Below are 14,594 nucleotides of genomic sequence, written 5' to 3' on the forward strand. Positions count from 1 at the left end.
AGGGCAAATGCAATGCGTGCCCGCAGCGGATGCATGGCGCCTACAGGGACCGCGCCGAGGCCGGAATCGGTGCGGTTGGCGCCTCTGGCTTTTTCGCCGGTTTCAGCCGCGATACCCCGAACAGCACCAGGACCAGCCCGGCCACCTGGTACAAGGAGATCGCCTCGCTGAGGATCAGCCATGAGGCCAGCATCGTCAGCACCGGCCCCAGGTTGCCCACCGCCGCCGTGTGCGTGGGCCCGAGGCGCTGGATCGCCAGCGCCACCCAGTAGATCGGCAGCACCGTGGAGAACAGCGCCATCAATGCTGCGTTGAGCCACACCGTGCCGGGCAGCTGCAGCAGCGGCGCGACATCGGCCACCAGCAGGTAGTGGGCCAGCACCATCAGCGAGGAGGCGGTGCCGCACAACCCGGCCAGGCGCATCGAATTCATGCGTTTGAGCATCATGCCGGTGCCCGAGTAGTACAGGGCATAGGTGACCGCGCTGGCGAACACCCACAGCGAGCCGACCAGCACCGCATTGCCGCCGCCCGAGGCGCCGATGTCGTGGACAAAGGCGATGCCCAGCCCCAGGTAGCACAGGCCCATGGCCGCCAGGGTGCGCAGGGTCGGGCGTTCGCGCTGGACGATGGCCTGGATCACCAGCACCAGGGTCGGGTAGGTGAACAGGATCAACCGCTCGAGCCCGGCACTGATGTATTGCAGGCCGTAGAAGTCGAACAGGCTGGCCAGGTAGTAGCCGAACAGGCCGAGCAAGGCCACGCGCAGGCCGTCGCCGGCGCTCAGCGGCGCGCCGCCCTGGCCACGGCTGGCCCACACCAGCCAGGCGAACAACGGCAGCGACAGGGCCATGCGCAGTGCCAGCAGGCTGATGGCGTCCACCGGGCCTGCGGCATAGGCGAGCTTGACGAAGATGGCCTTGAAACTGAAGCCCAGGGCGGCGAGTACGGCGTACAGGCTGCCGTTGGCAAGGGCGCGCTGGAGCGGGGCGGGCAGGCGGGTCATGGCGGGTCCGTGGCACAGAAGAAGTGCGGTTCATTCTGCGCAGAACGCAACCGCGCTAGAATCGCTTTTTCTCGAACATGGCGTTCTGATTTGGAGAAGTCTTGATGCACTTCGACCTGGCCGACCTGCGGCTGCTCGCCGCCATTGCCGCCACCGGCAGCCTGAGCAAGGCGGCGGCCACCTTCCCGGTGGCGGTATCGGCCGCCAGCACCCGCCTGCGCCTGTTCGAGGCGCGCAGCGGGTTGACCCTGTTCCTACGCAAGGCCGACGGCATGCAACTGACCCCGGCCGGGCGCCTGGTGCTGGAGTCGGCGCGGGGCGTGCTGGGCGAGGCGCAGAAACTGCAGGACACGCTGCGCGAACTCGCCGGCCAGCGGCGCATCACCCTGCACCTGGCGGCGTCCACCGTGACCAACAGCACCCTGTTGCCGGCCGTGCTCGGGCCGTTCCTGGCCGACTACCCGGAGGTGGACCTGCAACTGGTCGAGCACAAGAGCATCGATGTGCTGCGGGTGGTGCTGGCCGGGGAGTGCGAGATCGGCGTGTACGACGGCAACCTGGTCAACGAGGGCGTGGTGTCGCTGCCGTTTCGCACCGAGCGCCTGGTGCTGCTGGTGCCGCTCGATCACCCGTTGGCCGGGCGCGGCCAGCTGCGCCTGGCGGACGCGCTGGGCTTTCCCTTCGTCTGCCTGCCCGCCGAGCGTGCCATGCAGCGCTTTGTCGAGGAGCTGGCGATGAACCTGGCCATGCCGCTGAAGGTGCGGGTGCGCGCGCCCAGCTTCGAAGCCATCGCCCAACTGGTGGCCCAGCACGCGGGTATCGCCATGCTGCCGGAAACGGCGGCGCTGCGCGCCGAGCAGGAGCTGGCGGTGCGCCGTGTGGCGCTTGAGGAGCGTTGGGCGACCCTGGAACTGCGTATCTGTTTCCGTAGCTGGGAGGCGCTCAGCTCGCACGGGCGACAGCTGGTGAGTTTCCTCTCCGGGCAATGACAGGTGACTGTCGTCGAGTATTCGGATGAGTTGGTTGGCCGTCCAAGCGCCATCATTTGGATATCATTTATGCCTGTGCAATGGCCCTTGAACGCATACAATCACCGTTCTGAACGGTAACCCAGATACAGGCCACTTCCACCCATGGCGTTCGACGCTTCCACCATGCTGACCCTCACCATCGCGCTGGCCGCCGCCGCCGCGCTTTATCTGGCCGTGGAGTGGCGCAGCGTGCGCGAGTCCTCGCTGTTGTGCTGGAGCGCCAGCTTCGCCACCATCAGCGTCGGTTCCTCGCTCGCCTTGCTGCGTGGCAGCGGATATCTGTTCATCGGTATCTGGTTCGCCAACGGCATGCTGGTGGCTGCCCACTGGCTATTCCTGCTGGGGGTGTCACGCTTTACCGAAACCCGCCTGTCACGGCTCTGCTACCTGGCCCCGCTGGCCTGGCTGAGCCTGTTGCTGCTGCCGCAGTGGCCCACCTGGTCGAAGACCTTCCTGGTGGCCAACTCGCTGCTGGTCGCCGCGTTCACCCTGTACGCCAGCGCATTGTTGCGCCCGCACGGCAAGTCGTTCAGTGTCGGCGCGGTGCAGCTGCGCTGCATCCTGCTGCTGCACGGGCTGTTCTACCTGGCCAAGACGCTGCCAGCGCTGCTGCCGGGGACACTGATCGACCTGACCGTGTTTCGCGGGCAGATCATCCAGGTGTCGCTGGTGGAAGGGGCCATGGCGATCATGCTGATTGCCCTGTCGATGACCGGCACCGTGCGCTACCGCCGCGAGGAGCGCATCGAGCGCCTGGCCGCGCGCGATCCGCTGACCGCGCTGTACAACCGCCGTGCCCTGGAAATGCGCGCGGCGAACCTGTTCAACGAGGTTTCCCCGGCAAACCCCGGGGCCTTGCTGCTGATCGACATCGACCACTTCAAGCTGGTCAACGACCTGCATGGGCATGCCGCCGGCGACCGCCTGCTGGTGGCCTTGAGCGAGATGATCCGGGCCATGCTGCCGGAGCGGGCGATCGCCGCACGGCTGGGCGGCGACGAGTTCGTGATCCTCCTGGCCGGGGCTTCGCGCGAAGCCATCCAGCGCCTGGCCGAGGCCCTGCGTCAGCAGTTCCAGGGCACCGCCGAACAGGCGTTCCGCACCCCCGAGGCGGTGACCCTGAGCATCGGCGCCAATCTGTTCGACCGCCCGCCGGCCAGCCTGGCGGCGTTGATCGAGCAAGGCGACGTGCTGCTGTACGCCTCCAAGCGCAGCGGGCGCAACAGCCTGCAACTGGTGGACGGGCTGCGCGGCTGAACTACTTGTTGTTGATGCACTGCGACTGCACCGCGTAGCGCACGGTGCGCAAGGTGCCCTGGCTGTCTTCGAAGGTCATCAGCCGTGGCACCACCTCGCAGGTGCGCGGGTCGCCCGATTGGCGCACGAGGCGGGCAACGTCGAGCTTCATGCCATAGCGGTAGTCGACGATCTCCGGCATGGGCTTCGCCCGCTTGGCCGCATAGGCCGCCACGGCCTGCTGGTGGTCCGCCAGCAGCTGTTCGCTGTCCAGCCTGGAAAAGCCGCTGGCCTGGGTCGAGAGGGAAAGCACCAGCAGGGCGGCGGTGAGGGTCGGTCGTAGCATGGTCGTGCCTCCGAAAAGTTCGTTTCGCAGACCACGCTAGCGATGCCCGGCCAACAGGGGCATGACGGCCGGGTTACAGATCTGAAAGCTGGGCGCGCACGCAGCTTCCCCGGCTGCGCATGACACGATTGTAATGCCCGCATCACCTTCCCGTTATCCGCCAGCAGCGAGCATCAGGCTCGGCCAATGGGGCTGGGTGCGTGCGCATCTGGCCAGACCAGGGAGGCTCCAGCGCCAGGGCCTGACAACAAGAACAGCCGCAATCGAAGGAGCAGTGGATGAAGAGCAATCCGACACTTTCCCTGGCCGCCCTGGTGGCGCTGGCCGGCTTCGGCCCGGCGGCCTGGGCCGCAGAAGAGCAGAAGGAAGGGTTCATCGAGGGCAGCCGCCTGAGCGTGCTCAACCGCAATTACTATTTCAATCGCGACCATCGCGATGGCCCGGCCCCCACCTACAACAGCGGCAAGGACAGCGGCAACGGCTACTCCGAAGCCTGGGCCCATGCCGTGATCACCCGCTTCGAGTCCGGCTTCACCCAAGGCACGGTGGGCGTCGGGGTGGACGCCTTCGCCATGCTCGGGCTCAAGCTCGACACCGGTGGCGGGCGCAACGGTGGGCGCAGCTCGTTCGACGTGCTGCCGGTGGACCGCGATGGCCAGGCTCGCGACGAATACACCAAGCTCGGCGGCGCGGCCAAGGTGCGCCTGTTCGACACCGTGCTGCGGGTGGGCGATGTGTTCCCGGTCAACCCGGTGGTGGCGGCCGGCGACTCGCGGCTGTTGCCGGAAAGTTTTCGCGGCGTGACCCTGGAGAACACCAGTGTGCAAGGCCTGACGCTGCAGGCCGGGCGCCTGCACGCCATGAGCCAGCCGGTGTCCAGCGACTTGCGCGACAACTTCGTGACGTTCTACGGCGGCCCGGTGGATTCGCCGTGGATCGCCTACGGCGGTGGCGACTACGCGATCAACGAAAACGTCAGCGTCAGCCTGTTCGGCAGTCGCTTGAAGGATGTGTGGAACCAGTACTACGCCGGCACCAGCGTGACCTGGCCGTTGTCGGATGAGCTGGCGCTGATCGGCGGGTTCAATTTCTACAACGCCAGGGACGAAGGGCGTCAGCGCCTGGGCCAGTTCGACAACGACATCTGGAGCGCCAAGCTCGGCGTGCGCTACGGCGCCCATACCCTGGCCCTGACCCACCAGCGCAACAACGGCGACGACGACTTCGACTACCTGCGCCAGTCCGATTCGATCTTCCTCGACAACTCCATCCAGTACAGCGACTTCAACTCGCCGAAAGAGCGCTCATGGATGCTGCGCTACGACTTGAACATGGCCGCCTACGGTGTGCCGGGGCTGTCGTTCATGACCCGCTATGGCCGTGGCAGGGACGCCGACTACAGCCATGCCAACGCCTACTACATGCGCCGCGACGGCAACGGCGACCCGCTCACCGACCAGAAGCGCTGGGAGCGCGACATCGAGGTCAAGTACGTGGTGCAGACCGGCGCGGCCAAGGACCTGGCACTGCGCGTGCGCCAGGCCACCACCCGGGCGACAGCCTTCGAGTCGGACCTGGACGAGGTACGGGTGATCGTCGAGTACCCGTTGTCGATTCTCTGAACCACCCGGATTCACCTTGAGAAGCCCCTGTGCTCCTTTGGTTGCGGGGGAATGTCTTGACGCCTCTGACGAGGCGTCTTTCTTTCGGCACCGCCGATGTCAGTGGCCGAACGCTTTCAGGTTGCCCTTGCGGCTCGCTTCATAGGCTTCCCGCGCCATGGGTCGTGCCTGCGGGTTGCCCAGGTCTTCCATAGCCAGCCGGTGGGTTTCCGGTGCCAGGTAGGCGGCCAGCGCGCACACGCAGGTAATGAGGAACGCCAGCCCGCCGACCACCAGCGGGATATTGTCCGAGCCCGGCGGCGCGACTGCGGCGAACAACGCCGGCAGCATGGCAGTGATCATGGTGCCGAGGTTCTGCGCGATGGCCATGGCCGAGACCCGGTAGCGGGTGTGGAACAGCTCTGGGTAGAAGCTTGGGAACACCGCGTTGTAGCCCTGGTAGACCATGCCCCACATGATGATCGAGGCGGCGAAGGCCAGCGGCACGTTCTGGATGCTGATCGCATACAGGTAGACGAACGCCAGCAGGCCCGAGCCCAGGCAACCGGCGATCATGGTCGGGCGCCGGCCGATCCTGTCGCTGAGGTTGCCGACGAAGGGGATCACCAGCACCGCGACGATGTTACCCACCACCGGGATCCACAGGTACACGCTCTTGTCAAAGCCGATGCCGTAGGCCGGCTGCACCGCGTAGGCCGCGCCGAAGATGGTGGCGACCACCGGGATCACGTTCATCAGCGCCATGAACATCACCAGCACCATGTGCTTCCAGCTGTGGCGGAAGGCCTCGCTGATCGGCGACTTGGCCACCTTGTCCTGTTTCTCTTCCCTAACGAAGGCCGGAGTCTCGTGAACCTCCTTGCGGATGATGAAGCCAGCCACCAGCACCAGCGCGCTCATCAGGAACGGAATGCGCCAGCCCCAGTCGTTGAAGGCCTCGCTGGGCATGAAGTAGGCCAGCGGCAGGAACACCGCGGCGGCCATCACCTGGCCGGCCTGCACCCCTTGCAGGGTGTAGCTGGCGTAGTAACCACGCCGGCCGAACGGCGCGTGCTCCATGATCATCGAGCTGGCGCCGGAGATCTCGCCGGCCACGGCGAAGCCCTGGACCAGGCGCAGCAGGACCAGCAGTGCCGGGGCGAGCAGGCCGACATCGTGGTAGGTCGGCAGCAGGCCTACGGCCATGGTCGAAAGACCCATGAGGAACATGCACAGCAGCAGCACGTTCTTGCGCCCGCGGGTATCGCCCCAGTGGCCAAGCACGAAGGCGCCCACCGGGCGCGCCAGGTAACCCACGCCGTAGGTGGCCAGCGAGGCGATGATGGCCATCTTCGGGTCGGCGGACGGGAAGAAGATCTGCGGGAAGATCAGCGCCGCGGCCTGGGCGTAGATGAAGAAGTCGTAGTACTCGAGGGCAGAGCCGATCCATCCGCTGGCGGTGGCTTTCTTGGCTTGGGAACTTGAGCGGGCCATGTTGTCTCCGTTGTTCTTGTCAGGGGCCGGATTGGTCAGCGCTTGAGGCGCGGGCAGGGGCTGTGTGGAGAAGACGAACGAGGCGGCGCGGATCGCAGGGCGAGCAAGGTGTGCATAGGTCGGTACCCGTTTTCTTGAACTTATTATGTGGTGACGTTGGGTATTGCAGCGCAGGTTCCGCCGAACGACCGGCGTGGCGGCGGGAAGGGGCGGCGGGCCTGCGACTGGTGTTCATGGTTGTTCACGGGGGTGGGTGAGGCAATTCGCTGGAACGGGTTTTGTTCGGTAATCGAACAAAAACTAACTGTTCCGTACAAAGTTCGTTGCCGGGGCGACTTTACCTGCGAATAATCGATCGTGCCAGGCCTCACTCAATAACAAGGAATACCCGCCATGCACCGTTCGATTGCCACCGTTTCCTTGAGCGGCACCCTGCCGGAAAAGCTCGAAGCCATCGCCGCCGCCGGTTTCGACGGCGTCGAGATCTTCGAGAACGATCTGCTGTACTACGCCGGCAGCCCCCGCGAAGTGCGCCAGTTGTGCGCGGACCTGGGGCTGGCCATTACCCTGTTCCAGCCGTTCCGCGATTTCGAGGGCTGCCGCCGCGACCGCCTGCGCAAGAATCTCGACCGCGCCGAGCGCAAGTTCGATCTGATGCAGGAGCTAGGCACCGACCTGGTGCTGGTGTGCAGTAATGTCCAGCCCGACGCCCTGGGCGACGAACAGTTGCTGGTGGACGACCTGCGCCTGCTCGCCGAACATGCCGGCGCGCGGGGCCTGCGCATCGGCTACGAGGCCCTGGCCTGGGGGCGCCACGTGAATACCTGGCAACAGGTGTGGAACCTGGTGCGCCAGGCCGACCACCCGGCACTGGGGGTGATCCTCGACAGCTTCCATACGCTGTCGCTCAGGGGCGACCCCAGCGGCATCCGCGATATCCCTGGCGAGAAGATCTTCTTCGTGCAGATGGCCGATGCGCCGATCCTGGCCATGGATGTGTTGGAGTGGAGCCGGCACTTCCGCTGCTTCCCCGGCCAGGGGGAAATGGACCTGGCGGGCTTCCTGGCGCCGATCCTGGCCAGCGGCTATCGCGGCCCGTTGTCGCTGGAGATCTTCAATGACGGTTTCCGCGCGGCACCACCCCGGCAGAACGCCGCCGATGGCCTGCGCTCGCTGCTGTACCTGGAGGAGAAGACCCGCCGCCAGCTCGAGCGCGAGGCGCGGGCGGTCGAGCCGGGCGTGCTGTTCGCGCCGCCGGCCGCCAGCCGCTACGACGGCGTGGAGTTCCTCGAGTTCGCCGTCGACGAGGCGGTCGGCGCACGCCTGGGCGCCTGGCTCAAGCGCCTGGGCTTCGCCGAGGCCGGCGAGCACCGCAGCAAGGCCGTGCGTCTGCTGCGCCAGGGCGATATCAACATCGTCCTCAATGGTGAACCTTATTCGTTCGCCCACAACTTCTTCGAAGCTCATGGCCCGTCACTGTGCGCCACGGCCTTGCGGGTCAACGCTGGCCAGGACGCCCTGCAGCGCGCCATGGCCTACCGTGGCCAGCCGTTCCGCGGCCTGGTCGGCCCCAACGAGCGCGAGATCCCGGCGGTGCGCGCACCGGACGGCAGCCTGTTGTACCTGGTGCAGCCCGACGGCAACGGCCAGACCCTCTACGACACCGATTTCCGCCTGGACCCGACAGCCCGCGCCAGTGGTGGCCTCAAGCGAATCGACCACATGGCCCTGGCGTTGCCGGCCGAAGCGCTGGACAGCTGGGTGCTGTTCTATAAGAGCCTGTTCGACTTCACCGCCGACGACGAGGTGGTGTTGCCCGACCCCTATGGCCTGGTCAAGAGCCGTGCCCTGCGCAGCCACTGCGGCACCCTGCGGCTGCCACTGAACATCTCGGAAAACCGCAACACCGCCATCGCCCATGCCCTGGACAGTTATCGCGGCTCGGGCGTGCACCACGTCGCCTTTGACTGTGACGACATTTTCCGCGAGGTGGCCAGGGCCAAGGAAGCCGGCGTGCCGTTGCTGGAAATCCCGCTGAACTACTACGACGACCTGGCGGCGCGCTTCGACTTCGATGACGAGTTCCTCAGCGAGCTGGCGTATTACAACGTGCTGTACGACCGCGATGCCCAGGGCGGCGAGCTGTTCCACGTGTACACCGAGCCGTTCGAAGGGCGGTTCTTCTTCGAGGTCCTGCAGCGCAAGGGCGGCTATGCCGGCTATGGCGCGGCCAACGTGGCGGTGCGCCTGGCAGCGATGGCCAAGGCGCGCAGCGGGGCAGGGCGCAAGGTGGTGTTGTGAGCGAGGCCCTTGGCCGGCGACGGCGCCTCTAGGCCAAACCTGACCACCCGACCAACACCGCGCTTCCCAGCATCGCCCGGCTCACGGATAATCGCCCGGATTACTACAACGAGCCTGTGAGTCGGTATGAGTGATTCGGTCGTCAAGCCTGAAGTCGAAGGCCTGCGCAAGACGCGCAAGAACAATCCGGAAAAGACCCGCGAGAACATTCTCCAGGCCGCCATCACCGAGTTCGTCCAGCAGGGCCTGGCGGGTGCCCGGGTCGATGCCATCGCCGAGCGCACCGCCACCTCCAAGCGCATGATCTACTACTACTTCGGTAGCAAGGAGCAGTTGTACGTCGAGTGCCTGGTCAAGCTCTACGGCGACATCCGCAAGACCGAGCACAGCCTGGACCTTGACTCGCTGGCGCCTGAGCAGGCGATCCAGCGCCTGGTGGAGTTCACCTTCGACCACCACGCCAACAACGTCGATTTCGTGCGCATTGTCTGCACCGAGAACATCCACTACGGCGAGTACGTCAAGCAGTCGCCGGTGATCCGCGAAATGAGCAGCATGGTGCTCGACGCGCTGGGCAAGATTCTCGCCCGTGGCGTTGCCCAGGGCGTGTTCCGCCCCGGCATCGAAGTGATCGACCTGCATATGCTGATGAGCTCGTTCTGCTTCTACCGGGTGTCCAACCGCCATACCTTTGGCGACATCTTCCAGATCGACCTGTCCGACGAGCAGGTCAAGCAGCGTCACAAGCAGGTAATCTGCGAGGCGGTGATGCGTTACATCAAGGCCTGAATGCAAGCGCGGGGCAAACCCGCTCCCTCTTCCATGGGAGCGGGCTTGCCCCGCGATGAGCTGCCTGGCGACTAGAAACTGGCGAAATGCGCCTGCATCCGCGTGGCATCCGCCGGGCGTCCACTGAACAGCTCGAACGCCTTGACCGCCTGGAACACTGCCATGGTGCCGCCATCGAGGGTGCGACAGCCCAGGGCCCGGGCCTGGCGCAACAGCTCGGTCTCCAGCGGAAAATAGATGATCTCCGCCACCCAAAGCCGTGCGTGCAGCAACGCTGGCGGCAAGGGGGTGCCCGGCAGCTTGGCCATGCCCACGGGCGTGGTGTTGACCAGGCCATCGGCGCCGGCCAGGGTCTCGGCCAGATCGTTGCCGAGCATGGCGCGGCCCGCGCCGAAGCGCTGTGTGAGATTGTCCACCAGCGCCTGGGCGCGGGCCGGATCCACCTCGAACACGTGCAGTTGCTCGACGCCTTCGGCCAACAGTGCGTGAGCCACCGCCGCGCCCGCGCCACCCGCGCCCAGCTGCACCACGCGGCGTCTGGCCACCCCGGGCAGGCCCCGGCGCAGACCTTCGGCGAAGCCCAGGCAGTCTGTGTTGTGGCCGACCCGCCTGCCATCGCGCAGCACCACGGTGTTCACCGCGCCGATGCCGCGGGCCTCGTCCGACAGTTCGTCGAGCAACGGCAGGATCGCCTGCTTGAACGGGAAGGTGATGTTGAGCCCGCTGAACCCGGTGCGTTGGGCCGCGTCGAGCAACGCGGGCAGGGCGCTGTCGTCAAGGCCCAGCTGGTCGGCGTCGATCAGCCGGTACAGGTAGCGCAGCGCCTGGGCGTCGCCTTCGCGCTCGTGCAGCGCCGGTGTGCGCGAGGCCTGGATGCCACGGCCGATGAGGCCGGCGAGGATGCCTTGGGTGCTCATGCCGCGTGCTCGCACAGGTGCTCGCTGAAATAGCCCAAGGCCATGCGGTAGCCCTGGCTGCCAAGGCCGCAGATGACTCCCACGGCGATGCTGGAGACGAACGACAGGTGACGGAACGGCTCGCGCTTGTGCACGTTGGACAGGTGCACTTCGATCACCGGCAGTTCACTGGCCACCAGGGCATCGCGGATGGCCACCGAGGTGTGGGTCCAGGCGGCGGGGTTGATCACGATGCCGTGGCAGCGGCCACGGGCGGCGTGAATCCAGTCGAGCAGCTCGCCTTCGTGGTTGGTCTGGCGGAACTCCAGTTCCAGGCCCAGTTCGCGGGCACTGCCGGCGCACAGGCTGGCCAGGTCGGCAAGGGTTTCATGGCCATACTGGGTAGGTTCGCGGGTACCCAGCAGGTTGAGGTTGGGGCCGTTGAGCACGAGGATTCGGGGTGTCATGGCGGGTATCGCTTTGTTGTTTTTGAATAGCTCGATATTTGTACTATCTGGTTAGTTTCGTCAAATCCCGGAGGATTGAAAACGGGCGATTATCGGACCGTCCATGTCGATTATTTCGCGCATTTTTGCAGCGCCCATTAGACCGAGCGCCGCCCGAGCGGCGCTCGATCCCACAGGCGCTGCAACTCTCCCGCCGATCACGACAAAGGCGATAAGAAACACAGCAACCATGCCTGAGCAAAACACTCGGCTAAGCTTGTCCTCCAGGCGCACGGAATGACCAAAACGGGAGAGCACATGAACATCTACAAAACGCCCAGATGGGCATTGGCGGCCCTCACCCTGGCCCTGGGGTTGCATGCCCAGGCCGCCGACAGCAAGCGCGTCGATGTGCTGCTGGTGGGCGGCGGCATCATGAGTTCCACCCTGGCGGTGTGGCTCAACGAGCTGGAGCCGGGCTGGTCGATGCAGATGGTCGAGCGCCTGGACAAGGTGGCCGAGGAAAGCTCCAACGGCTGGAACAACGCCGGCACCGGTCACTCGGCGCTGGCCGAGCTCAACTACACGCCGGAGAAGGACGGCAAGATCGACATCAGCAAGGCGGTGGAGATCAACGAGTCGTTCCAGGTCACCCGTCAGTTCCTCGCCTGGCAGGTCAAGCAGGGCGTGCTGAAGAACCCGCGCTCGTTCATCAATACCACGCCGCACATGAGTTTCGTCTGGGGTGACGACAACATCCGCTTCCTCAAGAAACGCTACGAGGCGTTGCAGGCCAGCCCGCTGTTCAAGCCAATGCAGTACTCCGAGGATCACGCGCAGATCGCCAAATGGGTGCCGCTGATGATGCAAGGGCGCGACCCCAACCAGAAGCTCGCCGTCACCTGGACGCCGATCGGCACCGATGTCAATTTCGGCGAGATCACCCGCCAGTACGTGGGCTACCTGCAGACCCGGCCGAACTTCGACCTCAAGCTGTCCAGCGAGGTGCAGGACATCACCCGTAACGACGACGGCAGCTGGCACGTCGAGTACAAGAACCTCAAGGACGGCGGCACCGCGAGCACCGACGCCAAGTTCCTGTTCATCGGTGCCGGCGGCGCCGCGCTGCACCTGCTGCAGAAGTCGGGCATCGACGAGGCCAAGGACTACGCCGGCTTCCCGGTGGGCGGCTCGTTCCTGGTCACCGACAACCCGGCTATCGCCCAGCGCCACATGGCCAAGGCCTACGGCATTGCCGCCACCGGCGCGCCGCCCATGTCGGTGCCGCACCTGGACACCCGGGTGCTTGATGGCAAGCGCATGATCCTGTTCGGGCCGTTCGCCACCTTCTCCACCAAGTTCCTCAAGGAGGGCTCGCTGCTTGACCTGTTCGCCAGCATGTCGTTGCACAACACCTGGCCGATGGTGCGGGTGGGGGTGCGCGAGTTCGACCTGGTGCAATACCTGATCGGCCAGTTGATGCAGTCCGATGATGACCGCTTCGCCGCCTTGCAGACCTACTTCCCTGAAGCGAAGAAGGAAGACTGGCGCCTGTGGCAGGCCGGGCAGCGGGTGCAGATCATCAAGAAGGATGACAACCTGGGCGGGGTGCTGAAGCTGGGCACCGAGGTGGTCACCGCCAAGGACGGCAGCATAGCCGGGTTGCTCGGCGCCTCGCCGGGCGCCTCGACCGCGCCGCCGATCATGCTCGACCTGTTGAACAAGGTGTTCAAGGACAAGGTGGCCACGCCTGAGTGGCAGGCGAAGATCAAGCAGATCATCCCCTCCTATGGCATCCGCCTGAACGAGCACCCCGACAAGGTCCAGGAAGAGTGGACCTATACCAGCGAACTCCTGCAACTGGCATCGCCCAGCGAGGTGGCCGCGCCCTGAAAGTCCGGCCATGACCAACCGGCCACTGTGAAGTGGCCGGCGCTGGCACACTGTTTTTTCTCCCCTTGGCCCAACTCCCGAGTGCCTGATTCGCCATCCTCCGGAGCGTCCCCTCCCGTACCGCCTGCGCCGGCTCATGGCCAGCCCGCCGCACACCCGAAAAGCGCCCGCCGACACCCGAGCTTTTCCCCGCCGAACTCCCGATGTTTTTTCCTTTGCCTGTCACCACAAGCTGCGAATGTTGGCCCCGTGGACAGGCCTCAGCCCCTCTGGATCAGGGTATACGGCCTGTGGCCACAGCAATGCGCGACCCACTCAACGTATGAACACGACGATAGGAGATTGCTTCATGTTTAAGCGTACTGTGATCGCCGCCTCCCTGGTGGCTGCTACCCTGGCTTCGGCCCAATCCATGGCTGCTGTTGTCGGTGGCGGCGCCACCCTGCCGGAAAACCTCTACAACGGCACCTCGAGCCTGCCGCGCCTGCTGCCGGCCGACTTCAGCTACACCGGTGTCGGCAGTGGTGGCGGCAAGACGGCGTTCCTGACCAACGCAGCGGCCTCGGTCAACCAGCCGGCCGGCACCAACGTCGACTTCGCCGGCAGCGACTCGGTCCTGAGCGCCTCGGAGCTGTCGACCTACAACAGCAGCAAGGCCGCCACCTGGGGCAAGCTGGTGCAGATCCCATCGGTGGGCACCTCCGTTGCCATTCCCTACAAGAAGTCGGGCGTGACCAACCTGCAACTGACCGGCGCCCAGCTGTGCGGCGTGTTCTCCGGTACCACCACCACCTGGGGCCAGCTGCTGGGCACCGCCGACGCCACGCCGATCAAGGTCATCTACCGCTCCGGCAGCAGCGGCACCACCGAGCTGCTGTCGCGCTTCCTGGCTGACGCCTGCCCATCGTCCTTCGTGGTCAGCAGCACCTTCACCACCGCCAACGTCGGCAGCGAACCGGCCACCTGGCAAGCCGTCGCCGGCAGCGCCGATGTGGTCAACGCGGTCAACGCCACCGATGGCACCATCGGCTACGTCAGCCCTGACTATGTCGCCACCGGCAACAACGCCGTGGTCGCCCGCGTCAGCAAGAACGCCATGGCCGCCGGTACCGCGCCACTGCCAACCGCCGCCAACGCCCGCACCGCCCTGGGTACCGCTGTCGCCCCGAGCACCGCAGCCGACCGCGCCGACCCAAGCAAGTGGGTGCCGATCTTCAACGCCGGTGGCGTGGTACCGACTTCGGGCTATCCGATCGTCGGCTACACCAACCTGCTAGTCGGCCAGTGCTACCAGACCGCCGCCGATGCCACCGCCATCCGCAGCTTCCTGAACGATCTGTACACCGGTGCCAAGGCCGCCACCATCGCCCAGCACTCCTTCGTCAGCCTGCCGGCCGCCTACGCCGCCGAGATCAAGAAGGTGTTCCTGGACAACGGCTACAACGAAGGCACCAACATCGCCAACGCTTCGGTCTGTAACGGTATCGGCCGTCTGTAAGCGTCACGCGAAGCGCCAGGCCCGCAACGGGCGGACAACCGACGGTGGCCGGCACGG

12 protein-coding genes are annotated in these 14,594 nt (G+C 65.7%); 7 read left to right on the forward strand and 5 right to left on the reverse strand.

Annotation, left to right across the window (positions count from 1 at the left end):
- Nucleotides 1-40: 40 nt before the first annotated feature.
- Complete coding sequence (locus tag ACVWY1_RS12530) at nucleotides 41-1,006, reverse strand: DMT family transporter (RefSeq protein ID WP_110701603.1); 966 nt, start codon at nucleotides 1,004-1,006, stop codon at nucleotides 41-43.
- 104 nt (nucleotides 1,007-1,110) lie between these two features.
- Here ACVWY1_RS12530 and ACVWY1_RS12535 point away from each other — a divergent pair, with 104 nt between their 5' ends.
- The gene (locus ACVWY1_RS12535) at nucleotides 1,111-1,995 is read left to right on the forward strand and encodes a LysR substrate-binding domain-containing protein (RefSeq protein WP_102683769.1); all 885 of its coding nucleotides are present in this window, start codon (nucleotides 1,111-1,113) and stop codon (nucleotides 1,993-1,995) included.
- Between the two features lie 144 nt (nucleotides 1,996-2,139).
- Nucleotides 2,140-3,294 carry a diguanylate cyclase domain-containing protein gene (locus tag ACVWY1_RS12540; RefSeq protein ID WP_457378346.1) on the forward strand — a complete coding sequence of 385 codons (1,155 nt, stop codon included), beginning with the start codon at nucleotides 2,140-2,142 and terminating at the stop codon, nucleotides 3,292-3,294.
- A 1-nt stretch (nucleotide 3,295) separates the two neighbouring features.
- Here the strand turns inward: ACVWY1_RS12540 and ACVWY1_RS12545 are convergent, their stop codons facing one another.
- Nucleotides 3,296-3,619, reverse strand: coding sequence for a DUF2790 domain-containing protein (locus tag ACVWY1_RS12545; RefSeq protein ID WP_102683767.1), 324 nt, complete (start codon nucleotides 3,617-3,619; stop codon nucleotides 3,296-3,298).
- Between the two features lie 278 nt (nucleotides 3,620-3,897).
- Here ACVWY1_RS12545 and ACVWY1_RS12550 point away from each other — a divergent pair, with 278 nt between their 5' ends.
- Nucleotides 3,898-5,241 carry an OprD family porin gene (locus tag ACVWY1_RS12550; RefSeq protein WP_457378347.1) on the forward strand — a complete coding sequence of 448 codons (1,344 nt, stop codon included), beginning with the start codon at nucleotides 3,898-3,900 and terminating at the stop codon, nucleotides 5,239-5,241.
- 99 nt (nucleotides 5,242-5,340) lie between these two features.
- Here ACVWY1_RS12550 and ACVWY1_RS12555 read toward each other — a convergent pair whose 3' ends face one another.
- Nucleotides 5,341-6,714 (reverse strand): MFS transporter, encoded by a 1,374-nt coding sequence (locus ACVWY1_RS12555; RefSeq protein ID WP_457378348.1) that lies wholly within the window; start codon nucleotides 6,712-6,714, stop codon nucleotides 5,341-5,343.
- A 393-nt stretch (nucleotides 6,715-7,107) separates the two neighbouring features.
- Between ACVWY1_RS12555 and quiC the strand changes: the two genes are divergently transcribed.
- Nucleotides 7,108-9,015 (forward strand): 3-dehydroshikimate dehydratase QuiC, encoded by a 1,908-nt coding sequence (gene quiC, locus ACVWY1_RS12560; RefSeq protein ID WP_214501846.1) that lies wholly within the window; start codon nucleotides 7,108-7,110, stop codon nucleotides 9,013-9,015.
- A 126-nt stretch (nucleotides 9,016-9,141) separates the two neighbouring features.
- On the forward strand, nucleotides 9,142-9,804 hold the full coding sequence (locus ACVWY1_RS12565) for a TetR/AcrR family transcriptional regulator (RefSeq protein ID WP_102683763.1): 663 nt from the start codon (nucleotides 9,142-9,144) through the stop codon (nucleotides 9,802-9,804).
- Between the two features lie 71 nt (nucleotides 9,805-9,875).
- On the opposite strand, the gene ACVWY1_RS12570 is transcribed toward ACVWY1_RS12565, so the two are convergent.
- Together ACVWY1_RS12570 and aroQ are read right to left on the reverse strand one after the other, a co-directional pair.
- Entirely contained in the window at nucleotides 9,876-10,721 is an 846-nt protein-coding gene (locus ACVWY1_RS12570; protein WP_457378349.1) for a shikimate dehydrogenase, read from the reverse strand.
- A complete protein-coding gene (aroQ, locus tag ACVWY1_RS12575; protein ID WP_277503539.1) occupies nucleotides 10,718-11,167 on the reverse strand; it encodes a type II 3-dehydroquinate dehydratase in 450 nt (149 codons plus the stop codon). Before aroQ ends, ACVWY1_RS12570 begins: the two co-directional genes overlap by 4 nt.
- A 297-nt stretch (nucleotides 11,168-11,464) precedes the next feature.
- On the opposite strand from aroQ, the gene mqo reads away from it, so the two are divergent.
- On the forward strand, nucleotides 11,465-13,039 hold the full coding sequence (mqo, locus tag ACVWY1_RS12580; RefSeq protein WP_139670170.1) for a malate dehydrogenase (quinone): 1,575 nt from the start codon (nucleotides 11,465-11,467) through the stop codon (nucleotides 13,037-13,039).
- 349 nt (nucleotides 13,040-13,388) lie between these two features.
- Nucleotides 13,389-14,537: a substrate-binding domain-containing protein gene (locus ACVWY1_RS12585; protein ID WP_457378350.1), complete on the forward strand. Its 1,149-nt coding sequence runs from the start codon at nucleotides 13,389-13,391 to the stop codon at nucleotides 14,535-14,537.
- Nucleotides 14,538-14,594 lie beyond the last annotated feature (57 nt).

Source organism: Pseudomonas sp. TE6288 (assembly GCF_054062095.1).

Excerpts from the sequence above, each read along its gene's own strand:
- ACVWY1_RS12530 (WP_110701603.1), bottom strand. The coding sequence starts at position 1,006 with ATGACCCGCCTGCCCGCCCCGCTCCAGCGCGCCCTTGCCAACGGCAGC.
- ACVWY1_RS12535 (WP_102683769.1), top strand. The coding sequence starts at position 1,111 with ATGCACTTCGACCTGGCCGACCTGCGGCTGCTCGCCGCCATTGCCGCC.
- ACVWY1_RS12540 (WP_457378346.1), top strand. The coding sequence starts at position 2,140 with ATGGCGTTCGACGCTTCCACCATGCTGACCCTCACCATCGCGCTGGCC.
- ACVWY1_RS12545 (WP_102683767.1), bottom strand. The coding sequence starts at position 3,619 with ATGCTACGACCGACCCTCACCGCCGCCCTGCTGGTGCTTTCCCTCTCG.
- ACVWY1_RS12550 (WP_457378347.1), top strand. The coding sequence starts at position 3,898 with ATGAAGAGCAATCCGACACTTTCCCTGGCCGCCCTGGTGGCGCTGGCC.
- ACVWY1_RS12555 (WP_457378348.1), bottom strand. The coding sequence starts at position 6,714 with ATGGCCCGCTCAAGTTCCCAAGCCAAGAAAGCCACCGCCAGCGGATGG.
- quiC (WP_214501846.1), top strand. The coding sequence starts at position 7,108 with ATGCACCGTTCGATTGCCACCGTTTCCTTGAGCGGCACCCTGCCGGAA.
- ACVWY1_RS12565 (WP_102683763.1), top strand. The coding sequence starts at position 9,142 with ATGAGTGATTCGGTCGTCAAGCCTGAAGTCGAAGGCCTGCGCAAGACG.
- ACVWY1_RS12570 (WP_457378349.1), bottom strand. The coding sequence starts at position 10,721 with ATGAGCACCCAAGGCATCCTCGCCGGCCTCATCGGCCGTGGCATCCAG.
- aroQ (WP_277503539.1), bottom strand. The coding sequence starts at position 11,167 with ATGACACCCCGAATCCTCGTGCTCAACGGCCCCAACCTCAACCTGCTG.
- mqo (WP_139670170.1), top strand. The coding sequence starts at position 11,465 with ATGAACATCTACAAAACGCCCAGATGGGCATTGGCGGCCCTCACCCTG.
- ACVWY1_RS12585 (WP_457378350.1), top strand. The coding sequence starts at position 13,389 with ATGTTTAAGCGTACTGTGATCGCCGCCTCCCTGGTGGCTGCTACCCTG.